Annotated in this window: 20 protein-coding genes and 1 pseudogene; 16 read left to right on the forward strand and 5 right to left on the reverse strand. The window is 41.1% G+C overall.

The annotated features are described in order from the left end of the window. The 5 genes from JKM87_RS05745 to JKM87_RS05765 all read left to right on the forward strand — a co-directional run. Positions 1-235 (forward strand): hypothetical protein (locus JKM87_RS05745; protein WP_236838636.1); only part of this gene is annotated, 235 nt, incomplete at its 5' end. Positions 236-262: 27 nt separating this feature from the next. Further along, complete coding sequence (gene sda / locus JKM87_RS05750; protein ID WP_202078937.1) at positions 263-409, forward strand: sporulation histidine kinase inhibitor Sda; 147 nt, start codon at positions 263-265, stop codon at positions 407-409. A gap of 242 nt (positions 410-651) precedes the next feature. After that, a complete protein-coding gene (locus JKM87_RS05755) occupies positions 652-1119 on the forward strand; it encodes a helix-hairpin-helix domain-containing protein (RefSeq protein ID WP_202078939.1) in 468 nt (155 codons plus the stop codon). A 163-nt stretch (positions 1120-1282) separates the two neighbouring features. Beyond that, on the forward strand, positions 1283-1789 hold the full coding sequence (locus tag JKM87_RS05760) for a glycine/sarcosine/betaine reductase selenoprotein B family protein (protein WP_202078941.1): 507 nt from the start codon (positions 1283-1285) through the stop codon (positions 1787-1789). A 54-nt stretch (positions 1790-1843) separates the two neighbouring features. Then, a complete protein-coding gene (locus tag JKM87_RS05765; RefSeq protein WP_202078943.1) occupies positions 1844-2041 on the forward strand; it encodes a hypothetical protein in 198 nt (65 codons plus the stop codon). Positions 2042-2331: 290 nt separating this feature from the next. On the opposite strand, the gene JKM87_RS05770 is transcribed toward JKM87_RS05765, so the two are convergent. Next, positions 2332-2664, reverse strand: coding sequence for a DUF4064 domain-containing protein (locus JKM87_RS05770; protein ID WP_202078945.1), 333 nt, complete (start codon positions 2662-2664; stop codon positions 2332-2334). Between the two features lie 297 nt (positions 2665-2961). Between JKM87_RS05770 and JKM87_RS05775 the strand changes: the two are divergent. From JKM87_RS05775 to JKM87_RS05795, 5 genes and pseudogenes are all read left to right on the forward strand, one after another. Further along, a pseudogene (locus tag JKM87_RS05775) lies at positions 2962-3330 on the forward strand (IS1595 family transposase); the annotation flags it as partial. A 94-nt stretch (positions 3331-3424) separates the two neighbouring features. Then, positions 3425-3829 (forward strand): hypothetical protein, encoded by a 405-nt coding sequence (locus tag JKM87_RS05780; protein WP_202078947.1) that lies wholly within the window; start codon positions 3425-3427, stop codon positions 3827-3829. Positions 3830-4176: 347 nt separating this feature from the next. Continuing rightward, complete coding sequence (locus JKM87_RS05785) at positions 4177-4629, forward strand: MarR family winged helix-turn-helix transcriptional regulator (protein WP_202078949.1); 453 nt, start codon at positions 4177-4179, stop codon at positions 4627-4629. A 23-nt stretch (positions 4630-4652) separates the two neighbouring features. Further along, positions 4653-5177, forward strand: coding sequence for a spermidine/spermine N(1)-acetyltransferase (gene paiA / locus JKM87_RS05790; RefSeq protein ID WP_202078951.1), 525 nt, complete (start codon positions 4653-4655; stop codon positions 5175-5177). 21 nt (positions 5178-5198) lie between these two features. Further along, positions 5199-5810 (forward strand): FMN-binding negative transcriptional regulator, encoded by a 612-nt coding sequence (locus JKM87_RS05795; RefSeq protein ID WP_202078953.1) that lies wholly within the window; start codon positions 5199-5201, stop codon positions 5808-5810. Between the two features lie 9 nt (positions 5811-5819). Here JKM87_RS05795 and JKM87_RS05800 read toward each other — a convergent pair whose 3' ends face one another. Continuing rightward, positions 5820-6416: a cysteine hydrolase family protein gene (locus JKM87_RS05800; protein ID WP_202078955.1), complete on the reverse strand. Its 597-nt coding sequence runs from the start codon at positions 6414-6416 to the stop codon at positions 5820-5822. Positions 6417-6482: 66 nt separating this feature from the next. Next, positions 6483-6707 carry a hypothetical protein gene (locus JKM87_RS05805; RefSeq protein ID WP_202078957.1) on the reverse strand — a complete coding sequence of 75 codons (225 nt, stop codon included), beginning with the start codon at positions 6705-6707 and terminating at the stop codon, positions 6483-6485. A gap of 376 nt (positions 6708-7083) precedes the next feature. Between JKM87_RS05805 and JKM87_RS05810 the strand changes: the two genes are divergently transcribed. The 3 genes from JKM87_RS05810 to JKM87_RS05820 all read left to right on the forward strand — a co-directional run bounded on the left by JKM87_RS05810 (position 7084) and on the right by JKM87_RS05820 (position 9673). After that, on the forward strand, positions 7084-8271 hold the full coding sequence (locus JKM87_RS05810; RefSeq protein WP_236838637.1) for a S8 family peptidase: 1188 nt from the start codon (positions 7084-7086) through the stop codon (positions 8269-8271). Positions 8272-8544: 273 nt separating this feature from the next. Continuing rightward, complete coding sequence (locus tag JKM87_RS05815) at positions 8545-9075, forward strand: RNA polymerase sigma factor (protein ID WP_236838638.1); 531 nt, start codon at positions 8545-8547, stop codon at positions 9073-9075. Further along, the gene (locus JKM87_RS05820) at positions 9059-9673 is read left to right on the forward strand and encodes a hypothetical protein (protein ID WP_202078961.1); all 615 of its coding nucleotides are present in this window, start codon (positions 9059-9061) and stop codon (positions 9671-9673) included. Before JKM87_RS05815 ends, JKM87_RS05820 begins: the two co-directional genes overlap by 17 nt. A gap of 31 nt (positions 9674-9704) precedes the next feature. On the opposite strand, the gene JKM87_RS05825 is transcribed toward JKM87_RS05820, so the two are convergent. Further along, complete coding sequence (locus JKM87_RS05825; protein ID WP_202078963.1) at positions 9705-10781, reverse strand: DmpA family aminopeptidase; 1077 nt, start codon at positions 10779-10781, stop codon at positions 9705-9707. 224 nt (positions 10782-11005) lie between these two features. Between JKM87_RS05825 and JKM87_RS05830 the strand changes: the two genes are divergently transcribed. After that, positions 11006-11860, forward strand: coding sequence for an ATP-dependent DNA ligase (locus tag JKM87_RS05830; RefSeq protein ID WP_202078965.1), 855 nt, complete (start codon positions 11006-11008; stop codon positions 11858-11860). A gap of 108 nt (positions 11861-11968) precedes the next feature. Here JKM87_RS05830 and JKM87_RS05835 read toward each other — a convergent pair whose 3' ends face one another. Beyond that, on the reverse strand, positions 11969-12466 hold the full coding sequence (locus JKM87_RS05835; RefSeq protein WP_202078967.1) for a lactoylglutathione lyase family protein: 498 nt from the start codon (positions 12464-12466) through the stop codon (positions 11969-11971). A 263-nt stretch (positions 12467-12729) separates the two neighbouring features. On the opposite strand from JKM87_RS05835, the gene JKM87_RS05840 reads away from it, so the two are divergent. Both JKM87_RS05840 and htpG read left to right on the forward strand, forming a co-directional pair. Continuing rightward, entirely contained in the window at positions 12730-13536 is an 807-nt protein-coding gene (locus tag JKM87_RS05840; RefSeq protein ID WP_202078969.1) for a TIM barrel protein, read from the forward strand. 236 nt (positions 13537-13772) lie between these two features. After that, positions 13773-15668 carry a molecular chaperone HtpG gene (htpG, locus tag JKM87_RS05845; RefSeq protein ID WP_202078971.1) on the forward strand — a complete coding sequence of 632 codons (1896 nt, stop codon included), beginning with the start codon at positions 13773-13775 and terminating at the stop codon, positions 15666-15668. The last annotated feature ends 312 nt before the right edge of the window (positions 15669-15980 follow it).

Consider the following 15980-nt stretch of genomic DNA (forward strand, 5'->3'; position numbering starts at 1 on the left):
ACCCCGTAATTTTAACCGAGACAACCTCACCCAACAATGCCACCACAAGATGACCCTCACCGAGATCAAACTCAAAGTCCTCCAAGTCACCTACGCTTTACTTCAGGACGACATATATACTAAGCAGGAAGCAGCCCAAGAGCTCATAGATGTTATTCAAAGGCTAGAGGTAGAGGAACAATTTATTGAAAGTGATCCCACAAGCTTATCCCACCACGACATATACCCGGACTAATCATATCTTTTAATATGGAGCGGACTCATGTTATCAACACTGTCTAAAGAAGAACTGTTAGAAGTGTATAAGAAGGCGCTTGAACTAAAGTTAGAGCGAGCGTTTATCACACTATTAGAAGAAGAGATACATCGGAGAGCGTTACAAGAGAAGGATAGCGACATAAGAGATTAACAGCATTTTAGCAAATAATACCCCACAAGTCCCACGTATCAATTGAACTGTATGGCCACAGAACAGAGCAAGTATAGGTGACAGAATTGTATCAGTCATAATGTCCGTTATTTTTTATAAATAAATGCACCACCCATGAGCATAAGCTACCAAAAAGAGGAATTTAGGCCGACCGAGTCGAAGAGGTATAAGGTGTAAAGTATGACTGAACGCCATAATGATGATGAAGGTGGTGTGTGCTCATGCGTAAGAAAAACCCGAAACTGCCATTAACACAGGCAGAGCGAAGAAACTTGAGACGGATGAAGGTCAAAGTGAGCGAGGTCAGTCAGTTCAGTTTAGATGAGTTAAGTTATATCTTAGATACGACACCAGAACGAGCGCGGGAGATCAAGGGATTGGCCACGTTTCAACAGATCCCTTCCATCGGGCATGAGCTTGCAGATAAGCTCGTGACTCACTTGGGACTTTATGATTTAGAGCAAATCAAGGATCAGGAGTGGACTGAGCTATGCCAGTCGTTAGAGCTTAAGCTCGGGTGCTGGACGGACCCGTGCGTGGAGGATCAGATCATGTGTGTCATCCATCACGCCAATCACCCTGGCAGTGATAAGCAATGGTTTGATTTTACCGAGGAAAGAAAAGCGTACCGTGAAGCCCATGGCTATCCTCAATCTAGACCGAAGACGGCTTGGTATGAGAAGGTTTGAACGAAGGTTTAGCACTTTATGACGTAAAGGCTTCGACTAACACGACCAACATCACCTTCCATTCTGACCTGTTACTCGTAAAAAATTAATTTGAACGCTTCATCATAAGATACTTATAGGCATCATCATCTTGAAAAATGATTAGTTAGCGGAGGTGCAAAAAGTGTTGAAAGCAAGGTACGTGATACAATCCAAGGTCATACGTTGGTTTTCTACATACTTCCCTCAAGCATATAAGAAATATTCCCTTAAGGCCGCACTGGAGAAATCGGAGCGGCCTGAATCCGCGTTGGCAAAATCCATTAAGGAAGCCAAGGTCGCATTGTTAACGAGCAGTGGTGTGCATCTACGTTCTGATCAACCGTTTGAAATGGAGTCAGATGGGGATTACACGTATCGGACGATTCCCTCCGGTACGTCCGATGAAGCTTTAACGGCCACGCATTTATACTATGATACGGATACAGCCAAGAAAGATATCTCTATTGTGTTTCCACTCCAAGCGCTAAAAGCGATACATCAAGCAGGTGAGGTGGGAGAGGTATCGGATAGCCATATCGGTGTCTATGGTGGCACGATAAAGCCTGAGCCGCATGAACAAACGGCGAAGGAAGTGGCTCAGATCTTGAAGGAGCGAGAGGTTGATGTGCTACTCCTCACGCCTGGCTGAGGCGCTTGCCATACGGTATTAGGGCTGTACGCCCGACAAGCAGAAGAAGCGGGGATGACGACGGTTATGCTGACCCAAATCCCGGAAATAGGGAAAAAGCTCCAAATTCCACGTACCCTCCATGTCCCTTTCCGTATCGGTCGTCCCTGTGGTGAGCCGTTCGACATGGAGACAAGAGAACACGTTGTCAAAAAAATGCTGGCACTAGCCTCAACACCATCCGGGACACATGCCACCTATGTCACTGAATAGCCTCATACCCATTAGAGCCCCTTGCCAAAAGGAAAATCCCATCCCATTAAGCGATTTTATAGATTTATAGATATTATGAGTAAAGATAGTAAGGATTAAATTATCCCTACTATCTTCTTTTATCTTAAATTTTAAATAAACACTATTTGTCTCAACCTTTCCCCATTAAACCAAAATTCGGACAATCACGGATCTGAGGCAGTATAAAGTGTTCGATGCTATATTTTTATTGGATGGACTAACTTTTTCTGTAGCATCTTTTCGAAGGAGCTTATGTCGAGTTGTAAATACTAATTATTTTTAATGACTCTCACGCCTGCAATCGTCAACATAATACCTTGGAAGGATAATATCTGTAGTGCTCCACTGATTAGCATTAAGATTCCAGCTTTTTTGGGGTTACTTTTCTTTAGTTTGAACGTACCAACTAATCCAATAATAGAAACAACCAAAAGGAACGCCCCAGTAAGTAATATTAGAACCAATACTGTAAAATCATCAGCGTGTGTTTGTGTCCTATTAAATAAATAGGCGTAAGTCGGCATAATGGTTATAAATAAGGAAAAAACCAAACCAACACAGCTTCCTATTAAACCTAAAATAAATTCTTTTTTGTGTGCCATGTTTTTTTACCCCCTTTTTTGTCACATCTTCGAAGATATCATGAACAGTAAAAGAAATGAACACCTCTAGCGGTGGTAACATTTTGAATAAAAAGGCTCTGTTAAAGTTAGTTGTTGATATTTGCTTAAATCGAACTAATGTTCTATAATGAGCTCATCATATGTGAGTTGGTGATGACTGTGAGAGCAACAGATATCCTTAAAGCCATTCAAAAACTTAATCCAGCGGAAATACATCGGTTACGGGAATATTTAATCGATGCTCTTACTGCCTCGTCGTCCACAGGAATGGTACTGGAAGAAATCTCGGAAAAACTTTCCACTGAGAATGTATTATGTACCGATGCTTGGCGTGCCTTTAAAACCTATGCCACTGAAAAAGATATATCCATTTACCAGTTTATATCTGACGGTAAAATTCGCACCAAGGGTCTATATCACATCCAGAACGTCAACAACTACCACCGAAGACTGAAAGGTTGGATACAGCGCTTTAACGGTGTGGTGACCAAGTATCTGAACAATTATCTTGCGTGGTTTCAAGTGTTAGAGAGCATTCATCATCAGCGAAATGAAGTCACAATGAACGATATGATAATAAAAGGGAATTTAATTCCAAATATAGAAACATATGATACACTTAGATTATCTAAGTTTACTGTATAAAAGTTATTTCTTTATTCAACTAACGGGAAGGTTACCTAAATAATGTAAATGGGTTTTTATGTTGAGGTTTTATTTGGGGGGGGGGGGGGCTTATATGAAAAAGGTAATTATAGGACTAATAATCATAATAACTATTGGATTAGGTTGGTTCATTTATTCTAGTCTCCAACTAAATGTTTGGAGTGGCGAAAGCAAAGACGGAAAATGGACAGCTATTTATGAACAAGAAGGTAGAAAGGATAGATGGTTTGGAACTTTGCATTGGAAAGGGGAAGGAAAGCCGATAATTACTTATATTGAATTTAAAATAAATGGTGTTCACAGTGCTGGTGATGGTGAACCTGGTTCCGAAAAACAAACAAGGTCTGAAAAAGTTGAAAAAGATATTGAATTTGTAGCATTTGGAGGTAAACCAGACAAAAGTGACAAATTAGAACTTATCTTGCATTGGGCTGAAGGCGATACAGAATTTGAAGAAGTTATTGTTTTACGCCCTTAAAGAAAGTATTTATGTTATTCAATTAACGGACGCGTTAGTTTCAATAAGACAATAATGCCAAAGAGGACTTCCAAATATTAGGGAGTCCTCTCTTTTCTATATATATCAACATTGAACTTTAACAGAGCCTTTATCTTAAATTTTAAATAACACTATTTGTCTCAACCTTTCCCGATTAAACCAAAATTCCGACAATCACAGACCCGAGGCACATAAAAAAATATATTTCACTTCATTCGACCTCTTTATTATTATTTATATTGCAAATGCAACAAAAATGGGGTACATTTAATATCAGTCATTTATATTGCATTTGCAATATACATACGTGCTGAGGAGGGTTCATTATGAAGGAAATCCTTCGTGAAATTGGAATGATAGCAAGAGCATTAGATTCGATAAGTAATATAGAATTTAAAGAATATGACCTTACAAAGGGGCAGTATTTGTATCTTGTGCGAATATGTGAAAACCCTGGAATCATTCAAGAAAAGTTAGCTGAGATGATAAAAGTAGACCGAACAACAGCAGCTCGTGCTATAAAAAAACTTGAGATTAATGGCTTTATTGAAAAGAAAGAAGATAAACATAACAAAAAAATCAAAAAACTCTTCCCAACAGAAAAAGGGAATAATGTTTATCCTTTCATAAAAAAAGAAAATGATTATTCAAATAGTGTAGCATTAGATGGATTTTCAGAAAAAGAAGCAGAAACCATTTTCAATCTTCTTCAAAGAGTAAGAAAAAATATAGAAAAAGACTGGGAATTTGTAAAGAAGGGAAACAAGAGAAATTATTGATTATATAAAGGAGAGACAGATAGATGACTGTCAAAATAAAAAAGTGCAACCGTGAGGATTTACAAAAACTCCAAGAAATTAGTGTTGAAACATTCAATGACACATTTAAAGATCAGAATTCACCTGAAAATATGAAAACCTATCTGGAAAAAGCTTTTAACTATAAACAGTTGGAAATGGAATTGTCTAATATCTCTTCAGAATTCTTTTTAGTTTATACTAATAATGAAGTCGCTGGATATTTAAAGGTTAATACCAATGATGCTCAGTCTGAAGATATGGGTGGTGAATCACTTGAAGTCGAGAGGATTTATATAAAGGACAACTTTCAAAAACATGGGCTTGGTAAATACCTGCTAAATAAAGCTATTGAAATTGCGGTGGAACGCAATAAAAAGAAAATCTGGTTAGGCGTATGGGAAAGAAATGAAAATGCCATTGCATTTTATAAGAAAATGGGATTTGTTCAAACAGGAGCTCACTCTTTTTATATGGGTGATGAAGAACAAACGGACTTAATTATGACCAAATCACTATCACTCCTATAACTTTTTGAAAGGTGGATTATGATGTATATTCCTTCAGATTTTAAAGTTAAAGATGAAACAATGACTTACGACATTATAAAAGAACATAGTTTTGCGACTCTTTTTTCGCAACACGATGGAATACCATTTGCAACTCATTTACCGTTAATTTTGAACAAGGAGAATACATACTTATACGGACACTTTGCTCGTCCAAATCCTCAGTGGAAAGATATAAAAAATCAAATCGTTCTTGCTATTTTTCATGGTCCTCATTGCTATATCTCCCCATCTTGGTATGAGACGAAACAAGCAGTGCCAACATGGAATTATGTGACAGTTCATGTTTATGGAGAAGTCGAACTTCTAGAGGACGAAAATGAGTTAATGGATTCTTTACATCAAATGGTATTGAAATATGAAGGTACTGACAATTCATATAGATTGCAAGATGTAGATACTGAGTTTCTCTCTGGTATGAACAAAGGAGTTCAAGGTTTCAGAATAAAAATCAACAAGATAGAAGGTAAAGCCAAGTTAAGTCAAAATCATTCAGTGCAGCGACAAGAACTAGTTATTAATCAACTAGAACAAATTCCAAATACAGATGAGCAACAAATTTCTTCTTTAATGAAGGCAAATCTAAAAAAGTAAATGTTAAATTCATTGCACTAGAATCTCACTCATGTCCTTGATCAGTTGTTCAGTCGAAAGGATGGTTGCAAATTCATCATGCAATGTCGCTAATGAAATATCATGTATAGTGTCTGGGTTATAATATTGATTATGATGGTCTGTCATCCCAAATGCTGCTGTCGCATCGGAAACTAAGTAGGTATTGAACCCTAAATTACCGCTCATTCTTGTCGTTGTTGATACACAATGCGGAGTAGTCAATCCAGTTATGACGACTGTTGTTATACTATTCTGAATGAGTAACTCCTCTAAGTTTGTACCGATGAAGCTACTATTGACCTTTTTTGTGATAATAGTGTCTTCTTCCTTAGGTTCAACTATGTCTTTAATCTCAAACCCCTTATGCTCTGGGTAGAATACTGAATTTGGATTATCGGACATATGCTTTATGTAAATAACCTGCCCATTCTTCTCTCTCCACATTTCTAGTATCTTACTGATATTTTCTTCTGCATTAGGATTATTTCTTTCTCCCCATTTCTGATCATCAAATGCTTTTTGGACATCTACTATAATCAAAGCCTTGTTTTCCAAATCACTACCTCCACAAAAGTTGTTTCTCATATTTTAAATATAAACCTTAACACTTGTAAACTTTAATTGTACTTATAAATGCCGTTTACTCAGTTTTCACCTCATAGCATGACCCAAACTAAGCACCATTCCTACAATGCACGCAATGATAGCTTTCATAAAAAAATCATTAAGAAGTCCGTCCATGACATATCCTTTAAACTTCTGAAATAATGTCGCTTCTGGCACCCAATCAATCACATAGCCTATTCCTAATATGGCGGGTAAACTTAGCAGAGCATAAACAATAATAAAAGTGATGATCAATGTCTTCAGGTTCATTTAATGTCCCCTCCCTTTAACGAATAGACGAGAATCATTGGATCATAGTTGCAATTTCGCCTCTCCGATGGTTTCGTGCGAGGATATCATGGGAAATGTCCATCAAACATGTGGGATAATAATCAAACTTAGGCCTCCGTTTGTGAAAGTAATAGTTTAATAGAATACGAGGTTGATGCCGCTTAAGCCTATTAGTGATAGGCTATAAGGCCTATTTTTGTAAAAAAGATGTGTATTGAGTGATTTAGAATGAGCACCAAAAAAACCCTATGTACACCTCGTGACCGTCGTTGCAACAAATTGGTTACATGTTACAATGACGATAGTGTAAGGAAAAATAATCCTTACATTGTAACATTTTTTGGGAGGGGATTGTTTGAAGAAGTTCACTAGTTTATTGTTTGTGTTTGTACTGGTATTGGGGATCGTGAACCCTGCAATCGGTACAAATGAAGAGCTTGATACGTTTGAAATGCCCTCACCCGAGATGGACACATACGTTGAAGGTCAGGTGATAGTCCAGTTTGAGGACGTCGTGGCCCAGGAACAAGTAACACAGGTTTTATCGCAACTCGATGCGAAAGTGCTAGAAGACAAGAGTCCAGTAGATTCTCCATTCGACGTCCTTGAAGTAAAAGACGTTGACGTTGAAACGGCCGTAGAAATCCTCGAAGACAACCCACTCGTGGCATACGCAGAACCTAACTACATGCTCCAAGCCACATGGACACCCAATGATACTTACTATAACTACCAATATGGACCACAGAATACCGATACAGAATGGGCATGGGACTATGTACGAGGTTCCTCCAACCAAGAAATTGCTGTACTAGATACAGGCGTCGATTACAATCATCCTGATCTTGATGGCAAGGTCATCTTAGGATATGATTTTGCCAACAATGATTATGACCCAATGGATCGTAACGGTCACGGGACACACGTTGCGGGTACCGCAGCAGCTGAAACGAACAATAGCAGAGGTGTCGCCGGTATGGCACCCAACACTAAGATCTTAGCGGTACAAGTGTTAAGTGATAACGGTGGCGGATCACTGAACGACGTGGCAGATGGTATACGCTACGCTGCTGACCAAGGAGCAGAAGTGATTAATCTGTCACTTGGGTGCGATTGCCACACGACGACGTTAGAAAATGCGGTCAATTATGCATGGAACGCAGGGTCTGTGGTTGTAGCTGCTGCAGGGAATGACGGTGTTAGCACAACATTCGAACCTGCTTCTTATGATAATGTGATTGCTGTGGCCGCTGTCGATCAGAGCGATAACAAAGCTTCCTTCTCCAACTACGGCTCTTGGGTCGACGTTGCCGCCCCAGGTGTTGATATTGCCTCCACTGTACCTAACAATGGCTACTCTTACATGAGTGGGACATCCATGGCTTCTCCACATGTCGCCGGTTTAGCAGGGTTACTCGCAAGCCAAGGTAGAAACAATGTTAATATCCGTCAGGCGATTGAGCAAACAGCCGATAGTGTAGGTGGCGAAGGCTACTACTGGCAGCATGGACGTATTAATTCGTGGAATGCGATCAACTATTAATATATCTATCTACTAATATATCTAGCGATTAATAGTTAACGACTAATACGTGATAGAAGCTACACACAAAGGAATCCCTTGCAAAGGCAGGGGGTTCTTTTTGCTTCCAAGAGAAAACGCACACGCGAGTAAAGTCCGAATCTATCACGCGTCCATTTGCTCCAATTACACGTCGAAAATAAATTTTTAAATCCAGGTGAAACTTCTTGCCAACTGATTCGTCTTTAGAGCACAGTCAAGATAGTCAAGGTAGACCAAAAGAGGTGATGCATGTTGGAGGACCTGATTCGCAAAGATAAACTACAAGATTGGTATCACGCTTATCACCAAGAAATTTACCGCTATATTTTATTGCTCTTAGGCGATCATGAACAAGCGAAAGACCTCACCCAGGATACCTTTATAAAAGCGTACGAGAGTATGGACGCTTTTCAAGGTGTCACAAGCGATAAGAATTGGTTATATCGTATTGCACGTAACGTCGCCATTGATTTTATGCGTAAGAGAAAGCCGATCCGCTACATGTTAGAATCCTTCGCCACATGGCCATCCGATGAGCGATGCCCTCAGCAAATTGCAGCGTTAGGAGAGACGGAGAGGGAGTTATACAGGGCGTTAAGAAAGCTGAAACGGTCTTATCAGGAAGTGGTTATCCTAAGAAAAAACAAGGAACTGTCCATTCAGGAAACGGCCGAGGTGCTCCAATGGAGTGAGAGTAAGGTTAAGAATACTTTATTCAGGGGGCTGAGCGCCTTGAAGCGTGAAATGGTTAAGGAGGGGTATGAACATGAAACATGGTATTAATCAAGAAGACTGGGACCAAGCGTTTAAAGCTTACAGGTCCATTGAAGTCAGTGATGCAGAACGGCATGAGATGTTATCTCATATTAGGCTAGGCATTGATCAGAGGAATCAGAAGCGACGCCGACAGTCATTTTTAAAGCCTGTACTCACAGCTGTTATCTTGGGTGCCTGTCTCCTTATAGGGGGTTATGCGGTCCTAAACCAAGGCATTTTACCCGGTGGTGTCTATCACGGTGCCCCTTACGATCCCTGGGAGCCCAGTCCGACATTTATGGTGGATGATCGAACCTTACATGGCACAGAAGACAAGTTTGGCATCATCAAGGTCAATGGCTATGACGACGAACCGGCGTTTCCAGCAGGTAAGGGAAGACATTATCACATTTATTTTCTAGATACTGAACAAGATATCAATGGTCAGACGTATAAAATGACAGCGACATCCCAAGCAACGGGAGAGACGATCGAGCTATATGAATGGGACATACAGAACAACCAGAGCGGGGCAAAGTTTGGTATTAACGAAAAAGGCCTATGGCGGTTCGACGTAACCGTTGACGGGCAGGCATATACTAGTTTTGTGGTTGAAGTGAAATAGACATCTGGTAGAGACTTAAGTTCAATGAGACTTAAAAAGAGACTGAAGTGAATGTGAGCTGATACTCTTCGATTAATTCTTTTAAAGTGGGTCGGGTATGACCGTCTCTTCCAACGATACGGGTGGCAGTCATGAGTGAGTTTAAGACCGCCTCTTCCGTTGCTTCTCCAATCGCCCGAAAAGCGATATCTATGTCCGATTCATGTACAGTCTGAATGGTTAAACAGTCTGTCGGTCTCTCATGGGGGATGGGGGTCGCTGTTGAAAACCCGATGACCACATCTCCACTACCATGAGAAATGATCGTTCCTGTTCGCGCCAATCCCGTGACCGAACGCTTGATAATCCGGTGCAGCTGGCGTTCAGACACGGGGAGGTCTGTGGCTACAATGATCATCACTGAGCCTTTGTCCTTTTTCTCCCAAGAGGGGTTCAGCGCATGTTCAAGTCGTCGACCGATCGCCTGTCCATTTATCGTCAGATCACCCAGCTGACCAAAATTAGTTAGTACGAGGACCCCCATCGTATACATGCCATGTTCTAGTGCCATAAGTCTCGATGCAGTCCCAATACCGCCTTTTAAACCGTAACAAAGCATGCCCCTTCCTGCTCCGACACTGCCTTCCCTAACAGTAGATGAAGTCTGATGAAGCGCTTGGCGCACATGCTCTTTTTGCACAGCTTGCGCACGTATGTCATTCAGAACCATATCGTTGCACTCCCCGACAACAGGGTTAACGGTTCCAGTCGTTCGCCCGATTTCGGGGTTATGCTCCAGCGTATAGGCGATGAGTGCATCTGCAGCCGTCCCGATACTCAACGTATTCGTGAGGATAATTGGCGTTTCTAATACACCGAGTTCCTGTAGTTGTATTGTACCCGTCGTTTTACCAAAACCATTAATCACATGGCTCGAAGCGATTAATTTCTCTTTGAATAGATTCCCTTGATGAGGAAGGATCGCAGTCACACCCGTTTGGATGTGTTCTTGACTCAGGGTCACATGTCCCACAGTGACACCTGCTACATCGGTTATGGCATTGTGATGTCCAGGCTTTAAGCGTCCAATATGCACCCCATAGTCCCGGATTCTTTTTTGCTCCTCCATTTGCATGCACCTACCCGTCAATTTAAGAGTCTGTCTCAATTGATTCTACCATAAGAACTTTATCTAGGTAGTCAGAATGTTGGAGAGTGTTTAGGACCGATGATACTTCAAATATAAATGAAACTTTTTAGTGCGATATATGCTCTGCACTGACGTTTCCAGCAATCTCATATTTATCCTCTAGAGCCAAAGTGATAAATTAATGCTAAGGAGACGTGAACACCATGATACACCAACCCATAAAACCGATGCTATTACATAAATCAGACCATGTCCCAGAGGGCGATTATCTTTATCAACTCAAATATGATGGCCATCGCTGCCTATTGTCTTTTGATCTCGAAAGCGGGACGCAGCTATACACGCGACGACAGACTAATTGCACCGTGCAGTACCCGGAGATAACAGAGGTGAATCTCAATGCTAAGCATGCCGTTCTTGATGGGGAGATGATCGTATTAGATGAGGGCAAACCCTGCTTTGATTCGGTCATGACCCGTTTCAGGACACGGAACCCGTATACGATAGAACGACAACGCCACAGTTTACCCGCTCAGTTTATCGTCTTTGACGTCCTCTACTATAATGGGAAGAGTCTACTGCATACCCCGCTAGAAGAACGTCTAGCGATACTTTCGGAAATTATACCGGAAACGAAGGTCATCTCGACCGCTAAAATCTTTGATGATGGGCATCGGTTGTTTGAGGCAGCTGTGAAAATGGATCTAGAGGGAATCGTAGCTAAGAAAAAGGGGAGTCTTTACGAATTGGATAAACGTAGTCAAGCGTGGGTAAAGGTGAAGCACTATCACTATGATGTGGTGGACATTGCCGGTATCAGAAAAGGGGAATTCGCATGGTTGCTCCAACAAGATGGGCGTTACGTCGGAACGTGTGAATTCGTCCCCCCTAAGGAGCGTCAGGCATTCTATCATATATCCAAACAGTTGGTCACCGAAGAGAATGATAAGTGGATTTATTTAGCGCCTAAGGTAAAGTGTCAAGTGAAGTTTCAGAACTATACGAAGAAGGGCTTGATGCGAACACCGAGCTTCGTACAGTTTGAGTTAACAGGATAACGTTATCGTTACAAAAACATTTTATGAAACGTAAAAATGAGAGGAAAAATAGGCAATAAAGGACAACCAGTGAAGTGGAAGTCCTTTTATTTTTTTTTGTCACTAAGCTTAATATGCACCTTCAGAGTAGGTTAACTCGTAGCTGTGGCTATAGATTTCGACAAGGTTACCGAAAGGATCTTCACAGTAAACCATGCGATAAGGTTTTTCTCCAGGGTAATATTCTCGAACAGGCATGCGTTGTTTCCCGCCATGTTCTTTGATTTTCTCCACTAGCCCCTCAAGATCAGGGTCTTGTACACAGTAGTGGAAGATCCCTGTTTTCCAATATTCAAAGTTATCTTCAGGGTCTTCATTATTCGGGAATTCGAATAACTCGATACCTATACCATCAGCCGTTGAAAGGTGTGCAATGCGGAATTGGCCCCAACCGGAACCGAAGACGTCCTTACACATCTGACCGATCGGGCTATCGTCTTCCTCAACATCTGAAGGTGCCATAATGACATACCATCCCATCACTTCTTGGTAAAATTGAACGGCTTTTTCAACGTCTGGAACGGAAAGACCAATATGTGAAAATGCTCTTGGATAAGTTTTACTCATGTTAGTATTCCTCCTCATCCACTAGTATGCCCGATCATTTTACGTAGATAAACCCAAATGCTCAGATAATCATGTCAGTGGCACTGTGAAAAGTTAGAGCTATCATTTAAATATCTTATGCCATATATAATAAGACCCATAGACAGAAGGAAATAACACTCTTACGTCAAATGTTATCACTTATACAGGTGTTAGCGCCGTCTCATTGTATGAAGGGGGTGGGCGTGCTAGGATGACCATAAATATTTACAGGTGAGAGGTGAGTGTTCGTGAAGTTTGCGGCTCAAGAGAGACTTGTCCCAGGTGAGTCATTTAAACAAAAAGCAGACTGTCTGAGCGCCTTAGGCTATGAAGGTATAGAGTTAAGTGGAGAACGATTATCCGAGCGGATTGTTGAGATCAAGTCAGTGTTACATGATAGTCCTATTCAGGCGACGAGCATTTGTGGTGGCTACAAGTTCGGGTTACTTTTTCCTGATAAAGCAGACCGTGACCAGTCACGAGAAGAGATCAAACACCTCCTCACGTTGGCGGGGGAGGTAGGGGCACAGGGCGTCATTGTCGTGCCGATCTTTGGTGAGTCACGAGTACCAGATCTATCACCGTGGAAAACGACGATGGAGATTCAAGAAGCGCTACTTGTTGAGCAGTTATACGAGCTAGCTACATACGCAGGTGAGCAAGGGACACAGGTGATTGTAGAGCCGCTCAACCGTTATGAAACACACTACATACAAACGCTTCAGCAAGCCTCTACTATTTGTGAACAGGTCAATTCAAAGCACATGACCATTCTCGCGGACTTTTTCCATATGAACATCGAAGAACAGGATATGACGAAAGCAATCACAGAAACACAGCGCTGGGTGGGATATGTGCATTTAGCAGATTCTAATCGACTACAGCCTGGGTTCGGCCATACAGATTTTCGAAGTGGTTTCCAAGCACTGCAAGAGATACAGTACGATGGATGGTTGTCTCTAGAGTGCTCCGTACAAGGGGAAGCGAAGACGGGACTGCAAAAGACGTTAGAATATTTAAAATCGTGCAGCCCATATAACCGTGTATAGAGGAGGGGGTGTTCATACTTGTGTACTTATCTACCTTCATTTCCTCTTATGTTAGGTTCATCCCACATATTGACATGATACGATTTATATTAAATAATGATAAATGGTCATTAAATGTTTAGTGATCGGGCGCTAGCCTTGCATGACAAGGGATATCTGACTTAAGATATCTTAATTAATTATAAGGGATATCTGACTTACGATATCGAAAATTTATATGGAAGGAGACGATTTTAATGGCAGTAGACAAAGTAGAAAGAAAAGACTTTAAAGCTGAGTCTAAACGACTCCTAGATATCATGATTAACTCTATCTATAGCCAAAAAGAAATATTTCTCAGAGAGTTAATCTCCAACGCCAGTGACGCTATCGATAAAATGTACTACAAGGCACTCACGGATGATAGCATTCAATTCGACCAAGAGCAGTACTACATAAAAATAGAACGAAATCAAAATAATAGAACGCTTAAGATCACTGACACCGGGATCGGTATGACCAAGGATGAATTAGAAAATAACCTGGGGACGATCGCAAAAAGTGGCTCTCTTACGTTCAAAAATGAAAACGAGATTAAGGACGGCCACGATATCATTGGTCAATTTGGTGTCGGTTTCTATTCCGCATTTATGGTCGCTGATAAAGTGACCGTTATCACTAGAGCGCATGGTCAAGACGAAGGGTATAAGTGGGTATCTGAAGGTGCCACAGGCTATACGATTGAACCGTATGCTAAAGACACGGCAGGAACAGAAATCACACTTCAGATCAAAGCAAACACGGAAGAAGAAAAATATGATGAGTTCTTAGAAGAACACCGTTTACAAGAGATTATTAGAAAATACTCAGACTTCATTCGTTACCCCATTAAGATGGAAGTGACGAAACAACAGCCCAAAGAAGACAACGACCAAGAATTTGAAGAAGTGACAGAGGAGCAGACCATTAACAGCATGGTCCCCATCTGGCGCAAGAGCAAAAGTGAGCTGAAGGAAGAGGATTATCACAACTTCTATATGGAGAAACGGTACGGCTTCGATAAACCGCTTTCCTATATTCATATCAACACCGATGGGGCCGTAAGGTATGATGCCATTTTATTTATCCCTGAGAACATGCCGTTCAACTACTATACGAAAGAGTACGAGAAAGGGCTAGAGCTCTATTCTAGTAGTGTCATGATCATGGATAAATGCCCGGACTTACTACCAGATTACTTCAGCTTTGTCAAAGGGATCGTAAACTCAGAAGACCTCTCCTTGAATATTTCAAGAGAAATCCTACAGCATGACAAACAATTACAGCTAATCGCTAAGAACATTAAGAAAAAAATTAAGAGTCACCTGCAAAGCCTACTAAAGGATGACCGTGAGAAATATGAAAAGTTCTATGACACGTTCGGCAAGCAGATCAAGTATGGGGTCTATAGTGATTACGGCATGAACAAAGATGATCTTCAAGACTTACTCTTGTTCTATTCCTCTAAGGAAAAGAAGCTCGTGACCTTAGATGAGTACGTCTCTCGCATGCCGGAAGATCAAAAATATATCTATTACGCCACCGGGGATTCTAACGAGCAGATTGAAAAACTACCACAAACAGAGCTCGTGGCAGATAAAGGGTATGAGATCTTATACTTCACAGACGAGGTTGACGAATTCGCCATCAAGATGCTGATGTCCTACAAGGAAAAAGAATTCAAGTCAGTGTCCAGTGGAGATTTAGATCTAGAGAGCGAAGAAGAGCAGGAGAACAAGGAAAAGCTCGAAAAAGACAGTGAAGAGCTGTTCTCCTTTATGAAGAAGGAACTCGAGGGCAAGGTCAAGGACGTCAAAGTGTCTACACGTCTCAAAAGCCATCCCGTTTGCCTGACGTCTTCCGGTGATGTATCCATTGAAATGGAGAAAATCTTGCAAACCATGCCAGATAATCCGGATGTCAAAGCGGATAAAATTTTGGAAGTCAACGTGGAGCACGATGTCTACAATGCGCTTAAATCCGCGTTGGAGCATGACAAAGATAAACTCAAGCTATATACAAACCTCTTATATAATCAAGCCCGTCTGATCGAAGGCTTACCCGTTGAGGACCCGGTTGAGTTTACGCAGAACATGAGTAAAATCATAGTGTAACATAGCTTTACAACAAATAAAAAAATACAATAATAGAATGGTAGAACTAAACGTAGAACTAAACGTAGAACTAAACAGTAGAACGACCAAAGAACTTAATGAGTGTGCAACTAAGAGCACAATGATCCTCTAAGAACTAAAAACAACCTAAACTCACCTGCTGTCAAAAGCGAGGTGAGTTTTTTTCACGTGGACAGATAGCTATACAAATCTCGCGCATGTCATTCGCATGTAATATGGAAAGGTGTATTGAAGGGGTTATTGCCACTTTAAGAAAGACCTCGCAGTGGTACGATATTGACTAAACGCCCT

Source organism: Caldalkalibacillus salinus (assembly GCF_016745835.1).
Classification (GTDB): Bacteria; Bacillota; Bacilli; order Caldalkalibacillales; family JCM-10596; genus Caldalkalibacillus_A; species Caldalkalibacillus_A salinus.

Coding starts and splice junctions, on each gene's coding strand:
- sda (WP_202078937.1), top strand. CDS start 263: ATGTTATCAACACTGTCTAAAGAAGAACTGTTAGAAGTGTATAAGAAG.
- JKM87_RS05755 (WP_202078939.1), top strand. CDS start 652: ATGCGTAAGAAAAACCCGAAACTGCCATTAACACAGGCAGAGCGAAGA.
- JKM87_RS05765 (WP_202078943.1), top strand. CDS start 1,844: ATGACGACGGTTATGCTGACCCAAATCCCGGAAATAGGGAAAAAGCTC.
- JKM87_RS05770 (WP_202078945.1), bottom strand. CDS start 2,664: ATGGCACACAAAAAAGAATTTATTTTAGGTTTAATAGGAAGCTGTGTT.
- JKM87_RS05780 (WP_202078947.1), top strand. CDS start 3,425: ATGAAAAAGGTAATTATAGGACTAATAATCATAATAACTATTGGATTA.
- JKM87_RS05785 (WP_202078949.1), top strand. CDS start 4,177: ATGAAGGAAATCCTTCGTGAAATTGGAATGATAGCAAGAGCATTAGAT.
- paiA (WP_202078951.1), top strand. CDS start 4,653: ATGACTGTCAAAATAAAAAAGTGCAACCGTGAGGATTTACAAAAACTC.
- JKM87_RS05795 (WP_202078953.1), top strand. CDS start 5,199: ATGTATATTCCTTCAGATTTTAAAGTTAAAGATGAAACAATGACTTAC.
- JKM87_RS05800 (WP_202078955.1), bottom strand. CDS start 6,416: ATGAGAAACAACTTTTGTGGAGGTAGTGATTTGGAAAACAAGGCTTTG.
- JKM87_RS05805 (WP_202078957.1), bottom strand. CDS start 6,707: ATGAACCTGAAGACATTGATCATCACTTTTATTATTGTTTATGCTCTG.
- JKM87_RS05820 (WP_202078961.1), top strand. CDS start 9,059: ATGAAACATGGTATTAATCAAGAAGACTGGGACCAAGCGTTTAAAGCT.
- JKM87_RS05825 (WP_202078963.1), bottom strand. CDS start 10,781: ATGGAGGAGCAAAAAAGAATCCGGGACTATGGGGTGCATATTGGACGC.
- JKM87_RS05830 (WP_202078965.1), top strand. CDS start 11,006: ATGATACACCAACCCATAAAACCGATGCTATTACATAAATCAGACCAT.
- JKM87_RS05835 (WP_202078967.1), bottom strand. CDS start 12,466: ATGAGTAAAACTTATCCAAGAGCATTTTCACATATTGGTCTTTCCGTT.
- htpG (WP_202078971.1), top strand. CDS start 13,773: ATGGCAGTAGACAAAGTAGAAAGAAAAGACTTTAAAGCTGAGTCTAAA.